This window comes from Nocardiopsis valliformis DSM 45023 (assembly GCF_000340985.1).
Taxonomy (GTDB): domain Bacteria; phylum Actinomycetota; class Actinomycetes; order Streptosporangiales; family Streptosporangiaceae; genus Nocardiopsis; species Nocardiopsis exhalans.
Genome location: NZ_ANAZ01000008.1, coordinates 286,439 through 310,687, shown reverse-complemented (window position 1 = coordinate 310,687; position 24,249 = coordinate 286,439). Strand labels below are relative to the sequence as shown.

22 protein-coding genes are annotated in these 24,249 nt (G+C 70.6%); 6 read left to right on the top strand and 16 right to left on the bottom strand.

Annotated features, from left to right (window positions below; translation table 11 throughout):
- Positions 1-100: 100 nt before the first annotated feature.
- From D457_RS0109590 to D457_RS0109580, 3 genes are all read right to left on the bottom strand, one after another.
- Complete coding sequence (locus D457_RS0109590) at positions 101-1,354, bottom strand: RNA polymerase sigma factor (protein WP_017580444.1); 1,254 nt, start codon at positions 1,352-1,354, stop codon at positions 101-103.
- 8 nt (positions 1,355-1,362) lie between these two features.
- Complete coding sequence (locus tag D457_RS0109585; RefSeq protein ID WP_017580443.1) at positions 1,363-1,776, bottom strand: YciI family protein; 414 nt, start codon at positions 1,774-1,776, stop codon at positions 1,363-1,365.
- A gap of 120 nt (positions 1,777-1,896) precedes the next feature.
- The gene (locus D457_RS0109580; protein ID WP_026116494.1) at positions 1,897-2,244 is read right to left on the bottom strand and encodes a VOC family protein; all 348 of its coding nucleotides are present in this window, start codon (positions 2,242-2,244) and stop codon (positions 1,897-1,899) included.
- A gap of 138 nt (positions 2,245-2,382) precedes the next feature.
- Here D457_RS0109580 and D457_RS0109575 point away from each other — a divergent pair, with 138 nt between their 5' ends.
- Both D457_RS0109575 and D457_RS37465 read left to right on the top strand, forming a co-directional pair.
- The gene (locus tag D457_RS0109575; protein ID WP_017580441.1) at positions 2,383-2,583 is read left to right on the top strand and encodes a hypothetical protein; all 201 of its coding nucleotides are present in this window, start codon (positions 2,383-2,385) and stop codon (positions 2,581-2,583) included.
- A gap of 93 nt (positions 2,584-2,676) precedes the next feature.
- The gene (locus D457_RS37465; RefSeq protein ID WP_017580440.1) at positions 2,677-4,509 is read left to right on the top strand and encodes a PASTA domain-containing protein; all 1,833 of its coding nucleotides are present in this window, start codon (positions 2,677-2,679) and stop codon (positions 4,507-4,509) included.
- Between the two features lie 301 nt (positions 4,510-4,810).
- Here the strand turns inward: D457_RS37465 and D457_RS0109565 are convergent, their stop codons facing one another.
- Positions 4,811-5,632, bottom strand: coding sequence for an MmyB family transcriptional regulator (locus tag D457_RS0109565; protein WP_017580439.1), 822 nt, complete (start codon positions 5,630-5,632; stop codon positions 4,811-4,813).
- Between the two features lie 142 nt (positions 5,633-5,774).
- On the opposite strand from D457_RS0109565, the gene D457_RS0109560 reads away from it, so the two are divergent.
- Together D457_RS0109560 and D457_RS0109555 are read left to right on the top strand one after the other, a co-directional pair.
- Positions 5,775-6,032 carry an Atu4866 domain-containing protein gene (locus tag D457_RS0109560; RefSeq protein ID WP_017580438.1) on the top strand — a complete coding sequence of 86 codons (258 nt, stop codon included), beginning with the start codon at positions 5,775-5,777 and terminating at the stop codon, positions 6,030-6,032.
- Positions 6,032-6,766, top strand: a complete 735-nt coding sequence (locus D457_RS0109555; RefSeq protein WP_017580437.1) for an SDR family oxidoreductase — start codon at positions 6,032-6,034, stop codon at positions 6,764-6,766. The genes D457_RS0109560 and D457_RS0109555 overlap by 1 nt, the downstream gene beginning before the upstream one ends.
- A gap of 330 nt (positions 6,767-7,096) precedes the next feature.
- On the opposite strand, the gene D457_RS0109550 is transcribed toward D457_RS0109555, so the two are convergent.
- Positions 7,097-8,668: an FAD-dependent monooxygenase gene (locus D457_RS0109550; RefSeq protein WP_017580436.1), complete on the bottom strand. Its 1,572-nt coding sequence runs from the start codon at positions 8,666-8,668 to the stop codon at positions 7,097-7,099.
- A 201-nt stretch (positions 8,669-8,869) separates the two neighbouring features.
- Between D457_RS0109550 and D457_RS34605 the strand changes: the two genes are divergently transcribed.
- Positions 8,870-9,601, top strand: coding sequence for a GbsR/MarR family transcriptional regulator (locus D457_RS34605; protein ID WP_017580435.1), 732 nt, complete (start codon positions 8,870-8,872; stop codon positions 9,599-9,601).
- A gap of 43 nt (positions 9,602-9,644) precedes the next feature.
- Here D457_RS34605 and D457_RS35695 read toward each other — a convergent pair whose 3' ends face one another.
- Complete coding sequence (locus tag D457_RS35695) at positions 9,645-10,364, bottom strand: hypothetical protein (RefSeq protein WP_152514187.1); 720 nt, start codon at positions 10,362-10,364, stop codon at positions 9,645-9,647.
- Positions 10,365-10,910: 546 nt separating this feature from the next.
- On the opposite strand from D457_RS35695, the gene D457_RS0109535 reads away from it, so the two are divergent.
- A complete protein-coding gene (locus D457_RS0109535; RefSeq protein WP_017580433.1) occupies positions 10,911-13,040 on the top strand; it encodes a HelD family protein in 2,130 nt (709 codons plus the stop codon).
- Positions 13,041-13,151: 111 nt separating this feature from the next.
- Here the strand turns inward: D457_RS0109535 and D457_RS0109530 are convergent, their stop codons facing one another.
- The 10 genes from D457_RS0109530 to cas6 form a co-directional block, all read right to left on the bottom strand.
- On the bottom strand, positions 13,152-13,532 hold the full coding sequence (locus D457_RS0109530) for an ASCH domain-containing protein (protein WP_017580432.1): 381 nt from the start codon (positions 13,530-13,532) through the stop codon (positions 13,152-13,154).
- Positions 13,533-13,644: 112 nt separating this feature from the next.
- Entirely contained in the window at positions 13,645-14,925 is a 1,281-nt protein-coding gene (cmr1, locus tag D457_RS0109525) for a type III-B CRISPR module RAMP protein Cmr1 (RefSeq protein WP_017580431.1), read from the bottom strand.
- Positions 14,926-14,931: 6 nt separating this feature from the next.
- Entirely contained in the window at positions 14,932-16,596 is a 1,665-nt protein-coding gene (locus D457_RS0109520; protein ID WP_017580430.1) for a hypothetical protein, read from the bottom strand.
- On the bottom strand, positions 16,593-17,579 hold the full coding sequence (locus tag D457_RS0109515; RefSeq protein ID WP_017580429.1) for a hypothetical protein: 987 nt from the start codon (positions 17,577-17,579) through the stop codon (positions 16,593-16,595). The genes D457_RS0109520 and D457_RS0109515 overlap by 4 nt, the downstream gene beginning before the upstream one ends.
- On the bottom strand, positions 17,576-18,472 hold the full coding sequence (gene cmr6, locus D457_RS0109510; RefSeq protein WP_017580428.1) for a type III-B CRISPR module RAMP protein Cmr6: 897 nt from the start codon (positions 18,470-18,472) through the stop codon (positions 17,576-17,578). The genes D457_RS0109515 and cmr6 overlap by 4 nt, the downstream gene beginning before the upstream one ends.
- 187 nt (positions 18,473-18,659) lie before the next feature.
- Positions 18,660-19,142: a type III-B CRISPR module-associated protein Cmr5 gene (cmr5, locus tag D457_RS0109505; RefSeq protein WP_017580427.1), complete on the bottom strand. Its 483-nt coding sequence runs from the start codon at positions 19,140-19,142 to the stop codon at positions 18,660-18,662.
- Complete coding sequence (cmr4, locus tag D457_RS0109500; RefSeq protein WP_017580426.1) at positions 19,135-20,061, bottom strand: type III-B CRISPR module RAMP protein Cmr4; 927 nt, start codon at positions 20,059-20,061, stop codon at positions 19,135-19,137. The genes cmr5 and cmr4 overlap by 8 nt, the downstream gene beginning before the upstream one ends.
- Complete coding sequence (locus D457_RS0109495; RefSeq protein ID WP_017580425.1) at positions 20,058-21,248, bottom strand: type III-B CRISPR module-associated Cmr3 family protein; 1,191 nt, start codon at positions 21,246-21,248, stop codon at positions 20,058-20,060. The genes cmr4 and D457_RS0109495 overlap by 4 nt, the downstream gene beginning before the upstream one ends.
- A complete protein-coding gene (locus tag D457_RS0109490) occupies positions 21,245-23,185 on the bottom strand; it encodes a Cas10/Cmr2 second palm domain-containing protein (protein ID WP_017580424.1) in 1,941 nt (646 codons plus the stop codon). The genes D457_RS0109495 and D457_RS0109490 overlap by 4 nt, the downstream gene beginning before the upstream one ends.
- 82 nt (positions 23,186-23,267) lie before the next feature.
- Positions 23,268-24,023, bottom strand: coding sequence for a CRISPR system precrRNA processing endoribonuclease RAMP protein Cas6 (cas6, locus tag D457_RS0109485; protein ID WP_017580423.1), 756 nt, complete (start codon positions 24,021-24,023; stop codon positions 23,268-23,270).
- Positions 24,024-24,249 lie beyond the last annotated feature (226 nt).

Here is a 24,249-nt window from a genome sequence, read left to right as displayed (position 1 = left end):
CGGTCGGCGTCACTTCGGCCACCCCGGCCGTTCCGGCGACGCCCGCCGGACACCGGAGCGGTGAACGCACCCGGGCCCGATCGCGAGGTGCGGGGCGTGCCTACCGGTGCGGAACCAGGGCCTGCGCTCGCGCGTACAGGTAGCGCTGGTGGGGCAGACTGGTCGCCAGCCGAGCCGCCGCCAGGTAGCCCTCCCTGGCTGACTCCCTGTCTCCCGCGTGTTCCAGCAGGTGGGCGCGGGCCGCGTGGAAACGGTGGTCTCCGGTGAGCCTGCGCTCCCCGTTGAGTTCGGCCAGCCGGGCCAACCCGGCCTCGGGCCCGTCGACCATGGCCACCGCCACGGCGTGGTTCAGCCGGACCACGGGGTTGTCGGAGAGCTCCGCGAGCACCTCGTACAGCGCCCGGATCTGCGGCCAGTCGGTCTCCTCGAAACAGGGCGCCCCGTCGTGCAGGGCGGCGATGGCGGCCTGGAGCTGGTAGGGGCCCACGTCCCCGCCCGGCAGTGCCTCCTCCACCAGAACGAGCCCTTCCGCGATCTTCTCCTGGTCCCACAGCGAACGGCCCTGCTCGGCCATCGGCACCGGCTCCCCGCCGGGGCCGGTGCGCGCCGGACGGCGGGCGTCGGTGAGCAGCATCAGCGCCAGCAGCCCGGTGACCTCGCCGTCCTGGGGCAACAGGCGGTGCAGCAGCCGGGTCAGCCGGACGGCCTCGGCGGACAGCTCCGCCCGGTACAGGTGCGGGCCGGAGGTGGCCGCGTAGCCCTCGTTGAACACCAGGTAGAGCACGTGCGCGACCGCAGCCACCCGCCCTCGCAGCTCTTCGGAGGGCGGTAGCCGGAAGGTGAGCCCGTCCTCCCGGATCCGCCGTTTGGCCCGGCTGATCCGCCGGGTCAGGGTGTCCTCGGGCACCAGGAACGCGCGGGCGATCTCCGCCGTGCTCAGACCGCCCACCGCACGTAGTGTCAACGTGATCTGGGAGGGCATCGGCAGCGCCGGGTGGCAGCACAGGAACAGCAGGACGAGGGTGTCGTCGGAGGCTGTCTGCGTCTGGTCCGCCGGGGGAGCGGTGCGGTCCCGGGGCAGCACCCACTCGCTCACCCGCTCCTCGCGGCGCCTGCGGGCCTGGTCGCGGCGGAGCAGGTCGGTCATCCTCCGCGCGGCCACCGTGATCAGCCAGGCCCGGGGGTCGTCCGGGACGCCCCGGGCCGGCCACTGCTCGGCCGCGGCCAGCAGAGCTTCCTGGACGGCGTCCTCGGCGGTGTCGAAGTTGCCGTACCGCCGCACCAGCGCGCCCAGGACCTGTGGGGCCAGTTCGCGCCACAGATCCTCGAACCCCGACCGCTTCACCCTCACCACCCGGCCGTTCAGAACCCCAGGTCCTCCATGCTCTCGGCGATCGGCCGCACGTCCACCCACTCACCCTCGAACCCGGGGCGCACCAGGTCGGCGGCGATCTCGGTGGCCCGGTCGAAGCTCGCACACTCCACGATGGTGTAACCGACCAGCACCTCCTCGGTCTCCGGGTAGGGGCCGTCGGTGACCACCGTGGCCCCCTCGCGCAGCGTGACCCGCCGCGCGTGCGCGGGCGGGGTGAGCCCCCGGGCCTCCACCAGCTCACCGGACTCGTCGAGCTTGCGGTGGTACTCCTCCATGAACCGGTGCATCTCCCGCACGTCGTCCTGGCTCAGCATCCGCTCTGGAGGCTGCTCCTGCACGTGCCGGCCGGCCATCATGGTGAAGTCGTTCTGGGTCCCGTACAGCATGATCAGGTACTTCATGGTCTGGTTCCTTCCCCGAACGCCCCGGCGGCGCTCTCACCCGGTACGTCGAAACCAGGCACGCGGACCGGACACCCCCCGCGAGAACTTTTCTCGACGTCCTGCGGACTCCGGCCGGGGTCACCAATGGGACAGCACGTTGACCACTCGGCCGTTGGGGTCGCGGACGAAGAACCGGCGCACCCCCCACTCCTCGTCCCGTAGGGAGTGCACGATCTCCGCGCCCTGCTCCAGCATCACCGCGTGGACCGCGTCCACGTCGTCCACCTCCACGCTCATGTCGGGCACGACCGGCGCGGACTCGTCCCGGCTGATGAACGTGACCTGTGCGGTGGGGTTGGAGGGGGAGGCGAGTGTCATGGCCCAGCCGAGGTCCATGACCGTCTCGAAGCCCAGATGCTCGTAGAAGTTCTGGCTCTCCGCCATGGCGTCTGACTGGATGTCGGGCATGACCCGGCGGATGGACACGGGTGGGACCTCCTGGCAGTCGGTGACGGATACGCTTACGGTCTTCCCCGCGCGGCGCCGGTCCATGGCTCTTCCCGGAGCCCGGGTCCGTCCGCCCTCCCGCTGGTGCTCCCCGCTCGGCGCCGAGCGTGTCCAGCGGTGTCCAGCGGGTACCCGAGCGCCGAGTGGTTGCTGCTCGACCACTTCGGTGCGGCCTACGGAACGATCGCCGGGGGCGACGTGCTGATGCGGGGGCTGTGGTTTTCCTCGCTCGTCGTGTTCCCCTGCGCCGCGGTCGACGCGGAACCCGAACGCCCGAGCACGGCGCGCCCCTGGTGGGCCGACCCGCAGCCGGGATGATCCGCACCAGGGGCCCGAAGCCGGGCCGGTCCGCAGGACCGGGGACGGAGGCAAGGGCGTCCGAACCCTCCTGCGAGTCCATAAAATCCTTATATGGACCCCCTTCCCCCCAACGCCCCCGAAAGCGCGGCGCTCGGCCGGCGTTTCCGCGTGCACGGCGAGCGCCGGATCGGCGCGCGCACGACCCTGCTCGAAGCGGACGACACCGAAACCCGGAGCCCGGTCCGCGTGGAGCTGTTCGACGTCTCAGGGGCCCACGGCGCCGAGCTGATCAAGGACTTCCGGACACGGCTACGCGCCTTCGAAGGAATCGAACACCCGGCCCTCTCACCCGTGCTGTCCGGAGGGATGCGCGGGAGCGGCGCGTACACGGTCACCGAACCCCACCACGGTGTCTGGGTGGGCGACCTGGTCGGCGAACGTTTCAGGGAGCGGGTCTCCCGCAGGGAGGCGCTCGACATCGCCGACGTGCTCCTGGGCGCGCTGGAGACCCTGCACGAACAGGACCTGGTGCACGGGCACATCGGCCCGCGGACACTCTCCCTCGCAGATGACGGAGGCGTCAGCCTCCTGCTCCTCGCGACACCGCCGCCCTCCGGCACGGGCGGAGCCGCCTTCGGCCCCCAGGACGACGTGGCCGCCGTCGCCGAACTCCTGGAGACCATGGTCGCGGGGCATTCCCCCGAGCATGACGGCGACTCGCCCGCCGGGCGCGACGCGGTGGGCGAGGCGATCAGTGCACTCGTGGCCCAAGGCACCGACCCCGACCCGCGGCGACGGCCAGCCGACGCCTCTGTGTACCGGGCACTGGTGCGCCGGGCCACCGACGCCCTGCCCGCCGCTGCGGGCAGACACGTGGCCCGCAGCGAGCCCCTCGAGGAGGAACACCCCCGGGATGAGCCTGAGCCGGCGCCGCGCCGCCGCATCATGCTCTGGGCCGCCCTGGCTGCCGTCCTGGTACTGGTCGGCGGAGTCGCGCTGTGGGCCGTGACGAACCAGGGATCGGCTCCTGCCGGTGCGCGCATGCCCGACCTGGTCGGACTCTCCCCCTCCGAGGCGGCCGATCAGCTCGCGGAGCTGCCGGTCTCCCCGGAGATCTCCTATGAGAACGTGCGCAGCGACGACGTCGAGGCGGGGCTGATCGCCTCCACCAGCCCGGAGAGCGGAGGTGAACTGTCCGAGGGAGCTGACGTGCGGCTGTCCGTGGCCGCGGGGCCGCTGACCGTCCTCATGCCCGAGGTGGTCGACTCCCCCGAACAGGACGCCCGACTGGCCCTGTCCGAGGCGGGGCTCACCGACGTCGAGATCGTTCAGGAGCCCGCGGAGGGGCTGCCCGCCGGAACCGTCACCGACAGCGACCCGGAAGAGGGCGAGCAGGTGCCCTACGACTCCACTGTCGTGCTCACCGTCGTGGAGGGGGTGATCGTCCCCGACCTGGTCGGCAGTTCCGAGGAGGAAGCGGTCGGCGCCCTGGCCGAACTGGGCCTGGAGTCCGCTGTGGAGGAGGCCGAGGACTCCGAGCGCCCTGAGGGCGAGGTCGACCACCATTCACCCGGATCCGGGTCCGTGGTCGAGGAGGGCGCGCTGGTCGTCCTCGGAGTCTCCACGGGGCCGGAGGAGGACGAGGATGACGACGAGGAGGAGACCGAGCAGGAGGACGACAACCCCCGGGCGGAGGGCGACCGGGACGAGGGGCACACGGCCGCCGCACCGCCGGATCAGAACCAGCCCGACGAGCCCGAGCAGGTGGAGTCGGAGCAGCCGGCGCCCTGCACCTCCGGTGGCTGGTCGCAGGGCGGTGTGTACCCCGAGGGCTCGCGGGTCGTCCACGACGGCACGGAGTACGAGGCCGTGTGGTGGAACAGCGACAGCTCACCCGAGGAGTCCAACGAGTGGGGCCCGTGGCGCCCGGTGTCCTCGTGCTGACCCGCCGCCCGCACACCGCCTGAGGAACACCCGGGGAACGTCGGCCCGCTCACCGGCACCGGACCGCAGGTGCCCGATCACCATCTGCGGGCGGGCAGGACCACCCCAACTCCGGGCGGTACCGGCCACACACCGTTGTTCCACCGCTGGAGACGAGGCGGGGAACCGGTCCACCGGCTCCGGTTCGAGGTCGGAAACCCCGTGTCGCACGCAGAGCGGTGATGCTGTTCAGCGGCACGCGCGCTGCGAAAGGAATGCGCGCTGAGATGAGCCTGTCCCGAGCGGAGTCCACGGCGCCGGGTCAGGTCCTGGACGCCGTGACCGTTCCGAGCAGACTGAGGGCCTCGGCGCTGCGGCTGCCCGGCTCCGCCTGGTAGCAGAGCAGTTGCTGGCCCGGTGTCTGGGCGACGTCGAAAGTGTGCATCCACAGGGTCAGCTCACCGACGGCCGGATGCACGAACTCCTTGACCTCCAGGCGTTTGCCGCGGGCACGGTTCGCGGCCCACATCCTCGCGAACTCCGGGCTCGCACCTGTCAGGCCGTCGATGACCGAACGGATACGCGGATGCTCCGGCGCCCGCCCTTCGGCGAGGCGTATCCCGGCGACCGCGTTCTGCGCGGCGAGCTGCCAGTCGGCGTAGAAGCCGCGGGAGTCCGGGTCGAGGAACACCTTCTCCAGCAGGTTGCGGCTGACGGGGAACCCGCAGAAGAGGGCTTCGCCGAGCATGTTGCCGGCGAGAACGTCGTAGGCGGCGTTGACGACGAGCGCCGGGGTGCCCGGCCAGGAGTCCATGAGCCGTCTCAGGTGCGGGTCGACACGACGCGTGCTGAGGTCGGCGCGCGGGCGCGGGGCGAGCCCGGCCAACCGGTAGAGGTGGCCGCGTCCGTCGTCGTCGAGTGCAAGCGCGTCGGCGAGGGCGTCGAGCACCTGCGCCGACGGCCCGGTCTCGCGCCCCTGTTCGAGGCGGACGTAGTAGTCGACGCTCACGTCGGCGAGCATCGCGACCTCCTCCCGGCGCAGCCCGGGCACCCGCCGCCGGGCGTTGCCGTGCAGCCCCACACTCCCGGGGGAGGTCGCGTCACGGCGAGCCCGGAGGAACTGCGCCAGGGGCGGTGCTGTCATGGTGCGACGTTACCCCGGGCCCCGCCGAACAGGGAGGGTGCGTCGCACCCAGGCTCACACCGGCCTGGCCCCGTCGGGCGGGTGGCGCGCAGAGTGGTGCCCCGACAGAAGCAGGACTCCCACGGACAGGGCGAGAAGTGCCATGACAGACCACCCCTACATCGGACTGTGGGTCACCGCCGACGGTCGCATCCGCCACGAACTGCTGCCCGAGGGCCGATACGTCGAGGCCCGGGGCAGCCGGGAGCGCGCCTACACGGGCCGGTACACGGTGACCGGCACACACATCGACTACGCCGACGACAGCGGCTTCAGCGCCGACGGGGACTTCGTCGACGCGAACACCCTGCACCACGCGGGCATGGTGCTCACCCGCCGTGCTGACAGGAGGACCGCCTGATGGACGGGCTCAAGGACAAGACCGTGCTCATCACCGGTGCCTCCAGCGGTATCGGTGAGGCGAGCGCGCTGCACCTGGCGGAGCGGGGCTGCACCGTGGTGCTGGGGGCGCGCCGCGTCGACCGGCTCCGTTCGCTGGTCGAGAGGATCGAGGCCGCCGGAGGGCGGGCCCGCGCCCGTGCCCTCGACGTCACGGACGCCGACGCCGTGCGCTCCTTCGTCGACGGAGCCGTCGCCGAGTACGGACGCGTGGACGTGCTGGTCAACAACGCGGGCGTCATGCCGCTGTCCCCGCTGGCCGCGTTGAGGACGGACGAGTGGACGCGGATGCTCGACGTCAACGTACGCGGGCTGCTGCACGGCATCGCCGCCGCCCTGCCCGTGTTCGAGAGGCAGCGCAGCGGCCACGTCGTCACGATCGCCTCGGTCGGATCCCACGCGGTCTCGCCGACCGCGGCCGTGTACTGCGGCACGAAGTTCGCCGCATGGGCGATCACCGAGGGTCTGCGGCTGGAGAGCGAACCGTGGCTGCGCGTCTCGACGGTCACACCGGGCGTGGTCGAGTCCGAACTCGCCGAGACGATCACCGACCCCGCGGCCCGCGAGGCGATGGCCGCCTACCGCGCGAACACGATCCCGCCGTCGGCGATCGCCCGCGCCATCGCCTTCGCGGTCGGACAGCCCGACGACGTCGACGTCAACGAGATCGTGGTGCGACCGGCGGCACAGCGATGACCCCGACAGGCCGTGCGGCCTACTGAAACCGCGACCGGCCCCGGGACGGTTCCTCGGCCTCGGGCCGAGGCCGGGAGGTGTTCCGTCCCAGAGTCGAAGGGCCGGGGCCGGGGCGTTGAGGGGTCCGCGCGCGTCCGGGTGCGCGGAACCCGGAGGAGTGTCCCTCAGCGCCCCGTCCTGCGCGGTCGGGGGAGTGGTAGATGACGGGCCGAGAACCGGAGCCGGGTTCTGTGATCACGGGGGCCCGGAGCCGCCACTCCGCACGGCCCCCTTCACCGCCGCTGGAAGCGCACACCGGCACAGCGCGGCCAGCTAACGCTTGCTGTCCCGTCAAAGACGTCCCAGGGCCGTGCGCACGGAGGCGGCCAGGCCCTGGGAGGAGGTACGGGCCCAGGCCACGTGGCGGTCCGGGCGGACCAGGATCCAACCCTCGGCGGCACCGAGCAGGGTGCGCAGCGCCCCTGAGGGATCGCTGTGGCCGCCCGGGCCGACGTGCAGGACAGGCACCCTCTCGGACCCCGCGAGCCGTAGGGTCTGCGCAGCCTCCGACTGCCGCGTACCGAGCCGCAGCAGAGCCGCCCCGGCGGGCAGTGCGTCGTGCAGTCGCACGGGCCCGCCCTGAGGGTCGCCCAGCTCGGGGTCGGGCAGCCGGACCCCCGCGGCTCGGTCGGCCGGGTCCAACAGCGGTGAGGCGCGGTAACCGCGGTCGAGCATGGCCAGGCTGCGCAGGCTGCGGTCGCGCAGGGCTGGCACGGCCATCGCGGCGCGCATCAGGGCCATGGCCGCCGAACGCACCGCACGTGGCGTCTGGACCCCCAGGCGGGCCCGGCGTTCGACATAGCGGGACACGGTACCGACAGCGTGGCGGCGCTCCTCGTCGTAGGAGGCGAGGAGTGCCTCGACGTCGCCGCCGTCCAGCGCCGCGGCGAGCTTCCAGGCGAGGTTGTGCGTGTCCTGGATACCGGCGTTCATGCCCTGGCCCATCACGGGCGGGAAGACGTGGGCCGCGTCCCCGGCGAGCAGGACCCGTCCCACGCGGTAGCGCGGGCTGGAGCGCCGTTGGAACTGGAAGCGGCTCGCCCAGACCACCGGGGCGGGTCCCGGTCCCAGCACCTCGCTCACCCAGGCTTCCACCTCCTGCGCGGTGACCTCCTCGCCCTGTGCCGGAGGCCCGTCGGGGGCCCGGCCCGTCGGTTCCACCCTGACCAGGCGCCAGTGCCCGGGGGCCAGGCGCTGTGCTCCGGTGATGCCCCGCGTCCCGTTGTGGCTGCGCGGCCAGGGCAGGGTGTCGCGCCCGTCCGTCACCCGCACGTCGGCGAGTGTGGCCCGGATCGGCAGCACGGCCCCGTCGAAGGGCAGCCCCAGTGCGGAGCGGACCGTGCTCCGCGCCCCGTCGCAGCCCACGAGGAATCCCGCGCGAAGCACGTGCTCCGTGGCCCCCTGCGAGTAGGTGACGGCCGTGTGCTCCGTCCCGTGTTCCACACCGGTGACCTCGGCGCCGAACCGGACGTCGCAGTATCCGGTGGTCCGTAGCGCCTCCAGGAGCAGCTGCTCGGTCCTGCCCTGTTCCAGGAAGAGGATCCCGGGCCGCTGCGCCTCCCCCGAGAGGCGGGTGAAGTCGAATTCCAGCAGGCGCCGCCCGGCGGCGGTGTACACCGGCATCCGCTCCAGGAGGGTCCCGGCCTCCCTCAGGGTGTGCTCCACACCCCACTGGCGCAGGATCTCGCGGGTACGCAGGTGCAGGGCCGGGGCCTTGGACCGCTCGCTGGTCGTCCGCTGGCGTTCCAGGAGTACCGAACGCACCCCGTGGCGGGCCAGTCCCAGGGCCAGGCTCAGGCCGACCGGGCCCGCTCCGATGATCATGACGGGGACGGTGTGAGGCTCTTGGCTGTCAGCTGTCATATCTGGAACGCTAGACATGTTTTCCTGAAGCGTGAACACTCTGGCGGTCCGGACCCCGCGCTACAGAAAACCGAACCCGGGCACGACGTCTCAGAATTCAGGAAAAACCGGGCAGTTTCCTGGGAAACGTCTGTCAGGGTGTTGCAATGAACATGGCGTAGTATCCGAGTTCATTGCAACACATGCTCGAAGAGGGGACCCATGCCCGGCGCACGGCTGACCGCGGGGGAGCGCGCACACATCGCGGACGGGCTCCGCACCCGACAGAGCTGTGCCGCCATCGCCCGGCAACTCCGGCGACCCACCTCCACCGTGACCCGGGAGGTGGCTCGCAACGGCGGGCGCTCGGGTTACGCGCCGGAGCGCGCTCAACAGGCCACACACCAGCGCGCCCGCAGGGGCCGCTCCGCCACCCCGGGGCAAGCGTCCGCCGCACAGCATCCCGCACCACAACCCGCGGAGAGCGGCCCCGCCCCCGGGCCCGTGCGCGACTTCGCCGAGGACTTCGCCAGCGTGATCATGCTCGCGGGCACACCGCGCATGCCCGCCCGCGTCCTCGCACACCTGCTGGTCACGGACACCGGGGCCCTGGGCGCACGCGAGCTCTGCGACAGGCTCTCGGCGAGCCCCGGCGCGATCTCCAAGGCGGTGCGCTTCCTCGAGGCCTTCTCCCTGGTGCGGCGGGAACGCCTGCCGGGCCAGCGGCGGGACCTCTACCGGTTCAGCGGGGACTGGGTGGAGACCTTCGCCCGCCGCGAGGAACTGTTCGCTCCCTGGGAGGACGGGGCCCGCCGCGGCGCGCACCTGCTGGGTCCGCGAACCCCGGCCGGTGCGCGGATGGCCGAACTCGCGCACTTCATGCGCATCGTGCGCGGCACCATCGTCCAGGTGCGTGAACGCTGGCGCCGCGCCTGCCCGGGGACCGCCTCCTGAGACCTGGCTCCTGAGGATCTCGCCCGGGCTGTCGGCCGGTCCGTCACCGGCAGCATCCAGAGCCCGGGCACCCTGACCTGCGCCGCCCCGGAAAGGGGACGGGCCAGCTCAGCGGGCTGTGCGCCCGGGCGCCGACCCGATCAGGGGTTGGCGTACATCTGCACCACGACCCGGTCGAAACGGCGCGCCTGGTGGCCGAGGTCCGAGTACAGCAGCGCCGACAGGGCGGCGTGCACCGGAGACCGGCCGGGGCGGCCCCCGCCCCGGCCACCTCGACGAGGATGTGCGGGCCCCAGCGCCGCCGGACGCCCTCGGCGTCGGCCCCGTCCGCGGCCTCGCACACACGGAGGGCGTCGTCGGCCAGCACGAGCAGCCACGACGGCTCTCCGGAGGCCGGGGGCCGGTCGGCGGCGGCGTGCAGCACCTGCCCGAACCGGGCGAGCACATCAATCGGCGCGTCCCGGTAGACGGTGAGCCGAGCGGCCGCGGCTTCCCGCTGGGACCAGCCCGGATGCAGCCCGGTGACGGCCGCCGCCCGCTCCGCCGACCGGACATCGTTGGGCTTGACGACCATGTCGGCCCCGGGCGGTCTTCCACGCAACGACGCCGGGGACCGCGGACCGGTACCGCGCAGTACGTACTCGGCCACCGGCTCGAAGATCTCCGACAACCGCAGCGGCGCCAGGCAGTCCCGCACCGCCGTCTGGAGCGAGTCGTCCGGGAGGGCGCCCGGACCGGCCATGCCTGCTTCGGATCTGTGCATGGCGGGAGCCTCGGCGCGGAGCCCGACAAACGCGTTCGCTGCTCAGACCCGACCGGACCTGCCCCCCGCCTGCGTCCGTCCACCTCCGCCCGGTGGCCGAGCGAAACCCAGGAGCGCATTGTTCACTCCCGGATACCCTGATCGCTTCCTTCGGGTCATAAGCGCGACAGGGCTTCGCTTGACAAAGGGTCGACCATGTGTTCCCCGACGGTTTCCGTCGATGTGCTTTCATCGCAATAGGCGGTCTCCGGGGGTGATGCTGACTTGACGGCGGAATCAAGAATTCAGGCTGTGAGATTCGCTAACAGGGCGCCTGGCTCAAAACAACTGTTCGAGTGGCTTCGCGGGCTACGTATACTGCCATCGGCAGGCATCGCGGACCCAGGGGGTGGCGCGCTGCCAGCTTGCATTAACGCCGAAGATGCGGTCCTCTCTGGCAATGCGCCTCAGATGTACCTTTCCTTGTTGTCGTCCCGGATATCCTGCGGCGCCGTCGTGATGTTTCGCTCTTTCCGATACTGGTGAAACGTAGAGAACGGAGTGCGAGTGCACCCACACAGTGTCTCCACACCACTGAATGAAGACTCCGCCGCGCACGCGGCGGCCGTAGCCGAGGAACAGCGCGTCCTCGATGAGGCCTTCGCCCGTCGCGACGGAATCCTCCGCCACCTCGACGCCGAACTGGCGGTCCCGGCGGGTGACGCGACGGGGCACGCCCGGATGTGCATGATGCTCAACCACCGCGAGGAACTGCGGTGCGCGGACCGGGGCCTGATCTTCGGTCGGCTCGACGCCCTCGACCAGACGGTCCTGCACCTGGGGCGCGTCGGCATCCCCAGCGGGGAAGAGGACGACGATCCCCTGGTGATCGACTGGCGTGCACCGGCCGCGCGGGCCTTCTACACCGCGACACCGGTCGACCCCCAAGGGCAGGCCCGACGCCGCCACATCCGTGTCGATGGCCGCGAGGTGATCAGTGTCGATGACGAACCGCTCGACGGATCGGGGGCGAGCGAGCTGGTGGGCGAGGGAGCCCTGCTCGCCGCCCTCGACGAGCGGCGCACCGGCCGTATGGGCACCGCGGCGGCCACCTTGCAGCGCGAGCAGGACGACGTGGTCCGCGCAGACTCCCGGGGGCCGCTGGTCGTGCAGGGCGGGCCCGGCACCGGAAAGACCGTGGTGGCACTCCACCGGGTGGCGTACCTGCTCTTCACCTACCCGCAGCTCGCCGCGCAGGGCGTCCTGGTGCTCGGGCCCTCGCAGCGTTTCCTGGACTACATCACCCAGGTGCTGCCGGCGCTTGGGGAGACCGCCGTGGTCTCGGCGACCTGCGACACCCTCGTACCGGGCATCGGAGTGGAGCGCGCGGAACCACGCGACATCGCCGAGATCAAGGGACGGGCGCTCTGGCAACAGACGCTCTCCCGGTACGCGGCCTCGTTCGTCCCCCGTCCCGCCGACCTCGAACTCGTGTGGGAGGGGGAGCGGTACACGATCGGCGAACAGCGGATCACCAGGGCCCTCGCCTCAGCCACATCGGGGCACTCCTACCACGCCGCGCGCACCGTGTTCAGCGAACAGATCCACCACCTGCTTACCGACGCGATCGCCGAACGCAACGAGGAGACGCTGGCGCGGATGGAGGAGGGCTTCGAGGACATCCTCGGCCGACTCGACGCCAAACTCGCCAACTCCGACGACCGCGCCGAACGCGACGGCCGCAGCGGCACCGATGTCGACGGGGAACTCACCGAGGATGACCTGGAGAGGCTGCACGACCGGATCGCCACAGACCCCGGGGTGGCCGCCACCCTGCACGAGTGGTGGCCGACCCGCGACCCCCAGGAAGAACTCCGTCGCCTGCTCGGTGACGAAGCACTGCTGCGCCGCTGGGCGCCCGAACTCACCGACACCGAAAGAGCAATGGTCGCCGCTGAACCGCGAACACGGGCGAGCAGCGACATCCCCCTGTTCGACGCCCTGGCCGACCTGCTGGGTGAGGCGAGCCCACAGGGCGAGCAGGGCGAATTCCTGACCGACCGCGCCGCCTCCCGGAGGGACTGGGTCTACGGGCACGTCGTCGTCGACGAAGCACAGGAACTCTCGGAGATGCAGTGGCAGATGGTGATGCGCCGCTGCCCCTCCCGGTCCATCACCGCTGTGGGCGACATCGACCAGACCGAGGCCCCGCACCGGCACACCACCTGGGAGGGAGCGGTCGGCGCGGCCTTCGGGGACAGGTGGGCCGAAGCCCGGTTGACCATCTGTTACCGCACCCCGCTGGAGGTCATGGCCCTCACCGGGCCGGTCCTGCGGAACGCGGGCAGCCGGAACGAACCTCCCCGTGCCGTTCGCGCCTCAGGCGTTCAACCCTGGGAAAGGGCTGTGGAAGAGGGCGACCTGGAGGCCGAGGCGGCACGTGCCGTCGAGGACCTGTCGCAGCGCTGGGCGGGTGGCACGGTCGGTGTCATCGCTCCCCTCGAACGCCTGCCCGCTCTGCGCGCAGCGCTGCCCGAGGTGGCGGTGCTCTCCGCCACCGACGCCAAGGGCCTGGAATGGGACGCCACGCTGCTCGTGGACGCACCCGGCATCGTCACCGAACCTCGGGGCTGGAACGGGCTCTACGTCGCGCTCACCCGCTGCACCCAGGAACTGGGGCAGCTACTGGTGGAATGAGCGGCGGCGCTCTCACCGACAACTCGGCCGGACGCTCGGCCGGGGTCTGCACCCCAGCCGGGCGCGGTGTTCGCCGCTGGGAGCTCGGGCGAGGAGGGCGGGCGTATCCGGTTACGGTTCGACGAGCTCGATACCGATCGCGATCACGCCCAGGGCTTCGCGCTCAGGCGGATAGATCTCCCGGATACCGCGCAGCTGTTCGGCCTTCGAAGCAGTCGGGTCGACCGACGAGACCGGTTCGTGCCGGAACATCTCGTCGAAGTCGGTGTAGCGGGCGAGCCTGGTGATCCGGGTGAGTACGTCCTCGTTCTGGCATTTGAACCGGATCAGATCGCCTTCCCTCAGGCGTTTACGGGATGCGTCGTCGACCCTGATCTCGGTCGTCTTCTCACCCGAGGCGACCAGGTCGAAGTACTGCCGGTAGAGGTGCATCTCGAACCCACGAGCAGCCGATGCCTTCCCCAGCGAGTGCCCCTGTTCGTCCTGCGCCATCTTCGGCGTCCTCCCTCCAGAGGCGGTGGCCTCCGCCGAAACCGGCTCTGCACACGAGACCTTCTTGCTCACCCTGACGCCCTGTGCCCGGAGCCGTGTCCGGGTGGTGTGGTCATCCGCTTTCCGGGACGAAGGCGCTGCCTTCGGCGCTGGCCAGACCCTTGATCCATTGGCGAACCCGCTCATGGCTGATCTCGGTGGAGACATTCAGGGGTCGGTCCTGGTGTTTGTTGGTTCCCGTACCGCGCCACAGGTGGACGCCGGTCCCCTCGGGGAGGAAATCGTTGAGGAAGGCGAAGGAGAGGAGCCGCCAACGGTCCCCTTCTCCCACAGCGCGTAACCACAGAGGTGAAGCCCTGCGGAGCTTCTCGGAATCGTCGCCCTCACCGCTGTCGGCGTGTACTTCCAGGTCCTTCTTGAACACCAGGGGCAGTCCAAGGCCACCGATGTCGAAGTCGTCGCGCTCGCGGTCATGGATGACCTCCACCCATTCCCGCGTCTTGATCTTCGGGTTGTAGTTCACTCCGGGTGTGGGTTCGGGCGCACGGAAGTGGCGCAGTTCCTCACCGGCGAACCTCAGTACGCTCGCCCAGTCACCGAAGACTCCTCCGCCGGTGACTCCGGCGAGGGTGTTGGCCTTCGACAGCACCGGAAACGCAGGCGTGGAGGTCGACCCGTCGAAAGGGCCCGCTTCGACCTCGTCGGTCACGTCCTTCAGCGCCTTGAGCACGGGGCCGGCCATGTCACCGGTGAACCAGAGGGACTTCGTGCCGTCGTAGAAGTCCAGCCCCGGGGTCAGCAGAGAGCTGGGGCTCCAGCCGGCCAGGACGGGACCCTCCACATCCATGATGCGCACACCGCCGAAACCGCGCCTGGTCCTGGCCCCGATCCCGCCGAAGACCAGGCTCATCCACAGCGCTCCGAGAGCCACCGTGTGGGCGTTGCGGTCCTGACCGACGGGTTTGATCCGAAGTTCGAACTCCTCCCCGGGCGGGATGAAGGCGCGGGTGATCTTCACAGCGCCCTTCAAACGCCTCACCTCGTCCTTGGGCTCCCAGGAGGTCAGGCCCGGTCCCAGGAGGTAGCCGATCCACTTGTTGTACGGGTTCCAGGCATCGCGGGGCATGAACGAGGGGAAGCGCTCGGTCGTGTACGCCGGTTGCTCGGGGATACGCAGCCGGATGGGTGAAGCGCCGTCAGTCGACCCGAGGACGTGGTTCTCGATCCGCCGCAGCGCGTTCGGGTCGTTCCTCGCGAAGATCCCTGCCATGGCGCGCAGCCAGAAGTGCATTCCACCGCGGATCGAGGAGACGCGGACCTGTGCCGAGGCCGGGTCCCCCTCTCCGCAGAACAGCGGGGTCTCCACCCGAAGGCGCAGTGTCGTCCAGGGCATGCGTTCCTACCTTTCGTCACGCCAACGGCGGTGGGACAGGGGAGCTGTGATGGGCTGGTCGTCCCACAGGATCTGGGAGAAGACCCCCGCGGCCAGACACCAGAAGGTGGCGGCGAGCAGGATCGCCACCGGGTCTCCGTCGGTCAAGGTCCCCTCCCACACCTTGAGGAGCTCGTCCCCGCCCTCCCCGAAGACGGTGGTGACGGCGACCATCCCGACCACGGCCACGAACAGGGAGTGCACCAGCCCGGTCGCTGCCACAGCCAGGGCCCGGCCCGCCAGGATGAGGGGAGCCGTCCAGTCGCGGGCGGCACTTCCGGTGTTGTGGTTGCGGGTCTCGATGAGGAGATAGCCGAGGGCGGCCCCGCCGAGGACCGTCGGCAGCAACCAGCCCGTGGTGGCCCTCTCCCACCAGGAGGGGTGGAAGGCCACCAGGATGATCAGGCCGACCGCTCCGGCCGCGGGCAGACGCAGCAGCAGAGGCATCGCCCACACCCGCCCGAGGAACAGGGAACCGGCCCCGATGACGCCGTAGAACACGGCGATGCCGATCAAACTCTGCGGGATGGTGATCCAGTTGGTCCACAGCGCCGAGGCCACGAGGCCCAGAGCGGCGATCAGTGACAGCAGCAGAAGCCAGTACATGCGTAGAGCGCCCTTGTACCGAGGGTGCTGATACAGGCCCAGCACCGCGGACCATGACGCCAGCACCGCGAAGCGCGGCAACAGGTGGCGTTCCACCGTCTCTCCCAGCAGAGCCCGGTCGGCGGCGTTCGGTTCGGGAGGCTTCACCTCTTGGTCCGTGTCCGAGCCGCGAGGTATCGGTTCGGACAGGGGAAGTGGCCCGCCCGAGTACACGCGAGTGGTGAACTGGAAACGCCCGCCTTCGGAGAACACGTGTTGCCGCGCGGGTTCCTGGAAGGCCAGCCACCGGATCTCCTCCTCGACGGCAGAGGGCGGGGCGTGGTCGAACAGCGGCAGGGACTGGTACCGGTCCAGATGGCCTCGCCACACGTCCCGTGCTTCCCGTGCTCTGCGTACCAGGGGAACCCAGGTGTGGCTGTGCCCGAAGACCTTCTTGAGGGTTTCCACCTTCCACCACTTCTGCCAGGTCTCGGTGCCCTGGTGGCGGAAGGGTTCGGACAGGGCCAGAAAGCGCGTTCGGGCAGCCAGAGGAGCCAGGTGCCGGTGAGCCGCACCGCCTTCTCCGGTCACGTGCTCCCAGAGTGTTTCGACACACACTGAGAGCACCGCCCACATCCGCAGTGCCTGTGACTCCGAGACCGTTGCGCCCTTCGACAGGAGCAGGTTGGGCAGCATCACTTCGAGCAGGCGCCCCGGGTTGTACAGCAGGGCCCGCACGATGTGTTCCGAACCAGGATCAGCGAGCAGGTCGGCCAGGTCCCTGCGGGCCCCGGGAAGTCCCGGGAGGAGGGACGAAGACCGCTGGGAGTTGTAGAGGCTACGCAGTACCTTGCGCAGCCCCGGGTCCTTCCACGCCGCGCAGTCGTTGCCGACCGCGTGAGCGGCACGGTCGGAGTCCGCGATGGGGCCGACCCCCGCGTTCAGACGACCGACCAGACTTGCCTGCGGAGGCCCGAGATCAACGGGCCGGTCGTCGCACTCCTCGCATCGTGTGCCTGGTTCGTCGGCCGGAGCTCCGTCGCTCACGGTTCCTGCCTTGTCGCCGGAACGAGTTCGCGCAGCGCCATCCCGAAGGGGGTGAGCCGCCACCGGGACTCCTCGGGCAGGTATTCGTAGGCGAACCCCTCCCAGACCGCATCCCCCGGTGGATCGTCCTCGAAGTACCCGTCATCCCGGGACCCCGCCAGCCTGCCGTTGAGCGCATCGGTCCGGGGGGAGCTCAACGGCAGCTCGATCGACCTGGGAAGCGCGGAGAACTCGTACTGGGCGTGTGCGGTGATCCGCCCGCCGTACAGGGAGCGCAGCGCTTCGGCGAATCCCAGGAGGAAGGGCATGGCCACCCGGAAACCACCGGTGAGGTGAAATCTGCACGTGGACTCCGGGTTGCGCAGCAGCTCCTCGAAGTGCGGACCGAGAGCACCGAGCCGTCGCATGGCCCCCAGGAACCGGTCGGTGTCCTCGGCGTCGAGCCCGGGAAGACGCACGATGGCGACCCGTCCTGGACCGAGCGTCAGAGGACTGCCCATCGTGGGTAGGTAGTCCACCCGGTCCACGTCACCGCCGGTCATCGCCAAGGCGTTGAACAGGGCGGCACGCAGGCCCGGGCCGGTGTCACTGGCGATGAGCAGAACCGTCTCGTCGTTGTTGCCGCCGACCGGGATCTGGTGGTCACCCCGCCGATTCGCGGCCAGGGAGGTGAGTTCGGCGCTGATGCTCCTGGGCCACTGGTCGGGGCAGATCTCCTGGACCAAGGACTCCAGTTCCTCCCGTGCCTGCCCCTGGTCCGAGGTCTCCTTCACCAACCGTTCCGACACCCGGTTCGCTTCGCCCTCGGGATCGAGCAGCTCCCCCCGCACATCGTGGATCCGCATACGGTTGTCGAAGATGTCCTGGGCCAGGTCCGCGTCGCCCACGACTTCCTGGATCCGGGTGCTCCAGTTCGTGATGACGTTGTCGAGCAGGCTGATGCCCACCGTGGCCACGTGCACGGTGACCGGACGCTCGGTCACGCTTCCTCCTCATTCACGCGCGAGCAGGAGAAGTAGCCGTAGCCGGCGGTGGTCCGGCCGCCGCCGCCGAGCTCCTCCCCGGCTTCGGCCAACCAGTCGAACACCGCGTCCAGATCGTCCGGGTCGTCGCCCACGAGATCCACGCGCAGATCGCCGCTGACGGACAGGAACGGCAGCGGCACCGGATTGTGGTGCTCGCCCGGATACTGGAGGTCCTGCCTGACCTGTGAGTTCTCGTGGGCCTTGCGATCGGTGCTGGTGTAGTAGGGATGCTGGTGCGGGGTGATGACGTCCGCGTGCACCTTCACACCGTCCTCACCGGGAAGGGCGTCGAGGAACCGGACCGAGCCGCGGCCCTGGTCCTCCCGGGCCGGACGCGGTTCCTTGCCGAAACGAGGCCGTGGGCCGCCCAGTGCCCGGATCACCCGCTCGGTGTCGGCGCCTGCGCTGCGCGCCCCGGCCGCCGCCAGGCCCTTGAGGCTGGCGGCGGGAAGGGTGGGCCAACCGTAGGTTCCGTGCAGGGCCAGGCCGTTGTCCAGGACACCCAACTGGAGGCCGAGCCCGGAGACCAGCCGCCACTCGACGGTCAAACACACCCTGAGCACGTGCCGACGGTCCGGGTCGGTCGAGACCCACTGTCGGAGGAAGCGCCGTCGGCGTTCCAGTGTCCGGCGGAGGAGTTCGGCGTCCCCCTGCCCGATCCTGCTCTCGACAGCCCAGGCGTGCAGGGGGACGTGGTTCTTCCAGGGGTTGGTGCTTCCGTCGAGCGGCTCGAAGGACAGGCGCCGCAGGACGACGAGCCCGTTGGCCTCGGGGCTGACCGACTCCCACTCTCCCCGCTTCTCCTGGAGCGAGGCGGAGGGGTCCTGGTTCTCCCGGGTCTCGTGTTCCACCCTGACGGCCCGGCCGAGCGGGCCGTTCGCGGGATGGGCGGTGGACCGGCCATCGCCACCGGAGCCCTGCCTCCGGTTTCCGCCCCGGACCGCCCCGCCACCAGTGCCTCCCGGTGCGGGGCCTCGTCGTGGAGGAGGAGCAGGGCGCGCGGCGCGCGGCACCTTACCGCCGAAGGCGTCCTTGGGGTTAGGAATCCCCGCCACGTGAACCCCCTTCACCAGTGGTCTCGCCGCCGGAGCCGTCCTTCTCGGAACCGCTGCCCCCGGAGTCCTCGCACAGGGCTTCGGCGAGCCTGCTCAGCCACACCGACAACGCTTCGACCTCGGCGGAGACCCGGGCGTAGTCGTGGACGTCGGCCTCCCCGAGCGCCCGGAGGAACTGATGGGGCGTCATCTGCCGACCGGTCCCGCTGAGCAGCCCCTGATCGGCGATGTGCGCAGCGACGCGTTCGCAGAGCCGGTGGTAGGCGCGCTCCAGTTCGTCACCCCGCGGGTCGGCCTTGGAGAGAACGAAGGCGTAGGTGGCGGCCAGGCCGCTGCCGCGCAGCCGCATGGGCAGTTGCCGCATGCGGGTGCGCAGTTCGGGGCTGACGGTCTCACCGAGGACCCGGAAAGCGATCCCCGCGGCCGCCTGGTCGACCCTTCTGGCCGATCGGGTGGACTCACTCACCGGGGACCTCCCCGGCCAGACGCGACCACACCAGACCCTTGCCCAGAGTCTCGTCCCCGCCGACCTGCAGCACGGCTCCGTCGAACAGCTTCCGCAGCAGACGCCGGTGTTCGGCATCGTTCTCGGTATTGCGCTCGGAGTCCTTGCCCTGCGGCGCGCGCAGGGTGAGCACCGTTGCCAGCAGGCTCTCCGTGGGCAGGTACTCGCTGGTGAACGGTCCGTGCTTGACGGTCTTGGTCTCGGGGTCGAGCTGGACCCGGACCGCGTGCTCGGTGCACTCGCGCAGGAGCTGGTCCATGACCGACGTGCCCACCAGCAGCAGGTCCGAGCGGAACTTGTCCGCGAAGTGCGACAGGGCGGACCCGTCGCCGATGCCGTCGCTCGCTATGCGCTCTGCCCACTCCTCCAGTTCTCCGGCGGTCCTGGGCCTGGACATCGGCACCAGGCAGGGCCCCACGACCTGCTCCGAGGTGGTCCACACCTCGTCGAGAGCCACCCCCCGGTCATGGGGGACCGTGGGAACGTTCGGGATCTCTCCCGGGAGCCCGGACCGGGCGTACTTGCGGGACAGTCTCGACAGTGCCACCGAGGAGGTGGCCCAGGCGAAGGTGCGCCGCAGGGTGGGTACCGGCACGGCGACCAACTGGGCGTCGCCCACGGTGAGCAGCCCGGCGGTGGGGTTGACCCCGGGCTCACCGTCACGCTGCACGGCTTTGCCGAACACCCGGTCCAGGGAGTCCTGGCCCCACCCGGCGTTGTGTCCGGCAGCACGTAGGGCGCCCTTGAGGCTCTGGCCCCACACGACCGGGTACCCGGTCGTGGACTCCCGTTGGATCGGCAGGTTCAGGGAACCCTCGGCGTCGGCGGCCCCGGCGTGCAGGGGCGACTCGGTGTACAGGTAGAGCAGGAAACTGGTCACGACCACACTCCGGTCAGGACGACGCCGAACCCCGCGGTGGCCAGGTTGATCTTCCTGGTCCGGTGGATCTGCTCGGACAGGGGCAGTGCCCTGCCGTGGTGCCGTTCGGCCCAGTGTTCGGCGGCGTCGGTGTCGAGGAACTTGAGGAGGTACACCGCACCGGGCGGGACCGCGTAGTAGAGGGAACGGGAGTTCCTGAACTCCTTCCAGCTCCGGGTGGGGGATGCGGTGGCGACGGTCAGGGGATCGTCCATCCGTGCGGCGACGAGTTCGGCCCCCGAACCCTGGATCGGAGGGACCCACCCGCGCGGCCACACACCGGGGGTGGCCACGTAGAGCAGAAGCCGCCCCTCGGGGAACGAGGAGGGGCGTTCGGGCCAAGCCAGCCCGGGCGCCGGGTCGATGTCCGCCAACCGGGCCATACCCCCGAACCGCACCGGTCCCGTGACCTCGTCCAGGGGCAGGTGGCGACCCGGCTCGGTGTGGGGAGTCACGTGCGCGGCGAAGGCCCACTGCTCCCGCAGACGCAGGTGTGTGGCGCTGTACAGCAGCCCGTGCTCGGCGGTGCGGGTGGTGTGGTCCACTTTCAGCCCGACCCGGGTCTCGGGTTCGAGGGGTTCCTCGGGGGAGAGCTGGAGCCGGTCCCTGGCCACCTTGGCTCCGGGGGCGATCAGGGTTCCGTGCAGGTACTCCCGGAGGGCCTGGCTGGACATCCACCCGGTGACGGGTTCGGGGTCCTCGACACCCTCGGGGACGGCGAAGGAACGAAGGTTTCCAGCACCGTGCCCGAAGACCTCCTCGTCCAGGTCCGTGCTGACCCCGGGGGCAGGCTCGGCGGCCGTCATACGCCGCACGTCGTCGTCCCCATGCGGGTGGACCAGGTCGGCGGGTACGGGGAAGTAGGGGTCCCAGGTCAGGTTCCGCCTTCTGCGCCGGGCCAGGACCGGGCCTCGCACGCTCTCCGGCTCACCTCCCAGCCCGCCCTCGGCCGAGGCCAGGGCTCCGGCGACGGTGGAGGGCCAGGGGTGTACGGTCTGCGCGGTGCCACCGGTACCGGCGTCGAAGGCCCGGCCGTCACGCACCTGCACGGTGTCGTGCGGACGCAGCAGTAGCCACCGGTCGCTGGGCCGCTCCTCCGGCGGTGAGGTGTCCTCGATGAAAGGGAACGGTACGTGCGGGGCGCTCAATGGGCCTCCTGGCGCAGGAAGAGAGCGACGCGGACAGCACCTTCGTCCACCAGACGGCGATCCGGGGCCATGCGCTCCAGTGCGGTCGTCGCCTCATCGGAGAAGACCTTGCGTGCTTTCCGGTCCCGCTCGGCGGGGCCGGTGTCATCGTTCTCGGCGGCTGGGTCGCCGCCCTGCCGATCGCTGGTGGGAAGGGGGACAAGCGAGGTGTGGCGGTGGACCAGGCGTCGCATCTCGGCGCGGGCGACCCGGTACGGAAGCGCCTCGAAATTCCCCTGAACCTGTTCGCCGCCGCCGTCCAGATGAACCCGTTCGCCGAGCAGGTCCGGCAACAGGCGCGGGGACAGGCGGGCACGGGGGTGGTGGGCGTTGGTGACGAACAGCTCCAGGGCGTCCACTGGGGAGCCCGCAGGAGCGGGCACGCCGTCCTGGGGTTCCTCCTCCCACGGAAGAACGCACCGGGCGTGACTTCCGCTGGAGCGGACGAAACCCACCCCCAGACCGTTCTTGTTCCTGAGTTCCTTGGCCTCCTCCAACAGCTCATGGGCGCCCGCCAGCGCCTGGCGGAGCGAGGAACCGTGGTGGAAGAACAGCAGACCGTTGCTGGCGGTGGGCAGGCCGGGGTCGTTGGTTTCCCGGCAGGCCCGGGTGGCTTCCAACGCGAACGCCGCCGGGACCAGCGCGAGCAGGTCGTCCCCACCCGCGTACACCACGACCCCGCCAGCCTTCTCGACCGCCCTGCGCTGACGGGCGGCGGTACGACCGAGCCGGGCCGAGACCTCGGTGTGGACGGTGTGTCCCCGTGCCGGGTCCAGGTAGGAACCGTCCCGCCCGGGGGCGCTTCCGGACAGGTGCCGGCCCATGGAGTCCAGGTCCTGGACCAACACGGCCAGGTGAGGGGAGGGCGCAGGTACGCCCTGATCGCCCATGAGCTCCACCAGCGCCTGGGCGGCCTTGCCGCCGGACCGGACGGCCTCGACGAACTCCGGATCGGCCCGCTTCGCCTCGGCTTCGTCGGCGGTGTCGGTGAACTCCCGGGACAGGGCGTCCACGTGCCACGACTCGGGGAAGATCCAGCGGCTGCCGCGCCCCCGGAGCCAGTTGGCCTCAGTCCCCGTAGGTGTTCTGGGCAGGCCCGGAGTGCGGGTCTCCCCGATGGGGTCGGCGCCGAGCGCATCGGCGGCCCGGCGCAGTTCCCGGACGAGGCCGTTGATACCGGAGGTCGTGTCCCACAGCGTCAGGACGGCGTGCCGGTAGGGCAGCGAGGCGATCGCGTTTGTGGAGGGGAAGCTCTCGTGGCTGCCCACCGAGGTGCGGTGCCACATCCGCTTGACCCAGTTGGCGACGGACAGCTGCTCACGCCTGAGGTGCTTCGGGATGTCCCGGGGCAGGCTCTCCCCGTCTACGGCACGCCACCTCGGTGAGAGCATGCACAGATCACCAGGGGTGTCACCGGGCTGGTGGAAGTTCCGGGTGTTCTTACGCTCGGCCAGGGCGCGCTGGGCCTGGGACCAGGCCTGCTCGTAGGAGCCGGATCCGGCGGGCACACTCACCCACTGCACCACCGGCCAGCCGGGAACCTGGAACTGGGCCGTGCCGAACACATCCTCCATCCACCCTTCCCAGACGGAGTTCAGGCGGTCTGTGGTCTTCCGGGCCGCAGTGGGGCCGGTACCCGCGGGCAGCCGGGCCACGACACGGTTGGGTATCCCGTCGTCCGTGTCGTCTTCCCCCTCCCTCCCCTTCTGTTCGCCGGGGGCGGGAAAGACCATCTCCGCGCCGTGTTGACGGGCCAGGTAGGCGACCGCCTCGGCTGCCAGGCGGGCCACGATCTGGCTGGCCGCGCGCAGGTCCGCGGTGCTGCGGGACTCGGTGATGTAGCGCTGTACTCCGGCGAGGGCGATGACGACCAGGTCACGCGGGTCGTGTTCGCTCATGCGCCTCCGTTCCAGGGGCTGCGGGGGTGCTGGGCGTGCGTTCTGAGGTTGTGAGCGGGGTGGTACGTGGTGCCACAGGGGTTCAGGAAGTCCTCTCGGACAGTGCCGGGGAGTGTGCGGTTCTGGGGCCGGACCTGGGAGCGGCTTCCTGGTTCATCCGGACCTGCACGTGTCCGAGGCCGTGGGTGGTCTGAGCGCCCACCCCGGCGAAGGAGGCGAAGAGCCACAGCGCCGCGAACGCCCGCTGGGCCTGCCGTGAGGCGCGGGTGGGCAGCCCGAAGACCGCGTTACCCACGAACCCGGTGCGCTGGCTGGGGCCGGAACCCGCGGCGAGGGTTCGGATGCTGTGCCGGGAGACGTGGGCGCTCTCGACCACCTCGGTCACCGCTGAGGCCGGGAGGGGCTGCGGGCTGAAGGTCTCCCAACGGCGCGTGAGTCCGCCCAACAGCAGCTCGGGAACCGGGAGGGGAAGCTGGTTCCCGGCCTGGTTCACGTAGGTGGCGGTGAGGAAGGAGACCGCGACCTTGTGTGCGGGCGGGGCGGCTGCCATCCGGGCGTAGGCCTCGAAGCGCTGTTCGGCCAGGGACGCCGTGGCCGTGTGCGGGCCCAACCGGACCGGATTGATGATCCGCTCGCCGAGGTCGGGTTCGGTGGGCTCGTTCAACCAGCTCAGAGTCAGTTGCCGGCCAGCCAGCGAGGCGGTGAAGGGCTTGGCCTGCGCGGTGTGGTCGTCGGAGGAGGATTCGAGAAGCGCACAGGCCAGCGCGTGCAGGTGTGAGGGGAGCACACCTGACGGCGGCGGCGGTGGATCGAGGGAGAGTGACCACTGGGTGGGCACACGGCCTCCGAGGGGTGTTGTTCACGATCAGGAGGCGTCGGGTGCGGAAGTCGCCGCCGGGATGGTCACGTTAGCAACGGAAAGCGCTGTGTGTCAGGGGATTCCGAGAACTGGCCGTATACGGGCAAAGGTCTGGTGATAGAGGGAACCGTGGGGCAGGCTGAGGGTGGGTGAACCCAACTCCTGGAAGGCGCGGGGTGCGGTGATCGCGCGGACCGTGTACACC

Bases quoted from the DNA above. Each gene is read 5' to 3' on its own strand.
- D457_RS0109490 (WP_017580424.1), bottom strand. From the start codon at position 23,185: ATGAGCGAACACGACCCGCGTGACCTGGTCGTCATCGCCCTCGCCGGA.
- D457_RS0109560 (WP_017580438.1), top strand. From the start codon at position 5,775: ATGACAGACCACCCCTACATCGGACTGTGGGTCACCGCCGACGGTCGC.
- D457_RS34605 (WP_017580435.1), top strand. From the start codon at position 8,870: ATGCCCGGCGCACGGCTGACCGCGGGGGAGCGCGCACACATCGCGGAC.
- D457_RS0109550 (WP_017580436.1), bottom strand. From the start codon at position 8,668: ATGACAGCTGACAGCCAAGAGCCTCACACCGTCCCCGTCATGATCATC.
- D457_RS37465 (WP_017580440.1), top strand. From the start codon at position 2,677: ATGGACCCCCTTCCCCCCAACGCCCCCGAAAGCGCGGCGCTCGGCCGG.
- cmr1 (WP_017580431.1), bottom strand. From the start codon at position 14,925: ATGCCCTGGACGACACTGCGCCTTCGGGTGGAGACCCCGCTGTTCTGC.
- D457_RS0109530 (WP_017580432.1), bottom strand. From the start codon at position 13,532: ATGGCGCAGGACGAACAGGGGCACTCGCTGGGGAAGGCATCGGCTGCT.
- D457_RS0109585 (WP_017580443.1), bottom strand. From the start codon at position 1,776: ATGAAGTACCTGATCATGCTGTACGGGACCCAGAACGACTTCACCATG.
- D457_RS0109565 (WP_017580439.1), bottom strand. From the start codon at position 5,632: ATGACAGCACCGCCCCTGGCGCAGTTCCTCCGGGCTCGCCGTGACGCG.
- D457_RS35695 (WP_152514187.1), bottom strand. From the start codon at position 10,364: ATGCACAGATCCGAAGCAGGCATGGCCGGTCCGGGCGCCCTCCCGGAC.
- D457_RS0109555 (WP_017580437.1), top strand. From the start codon at position 6,032: ATGGACGGGCTCAAGGACAAGACCGTGCTCATCACCGGTGCCTCCAGC.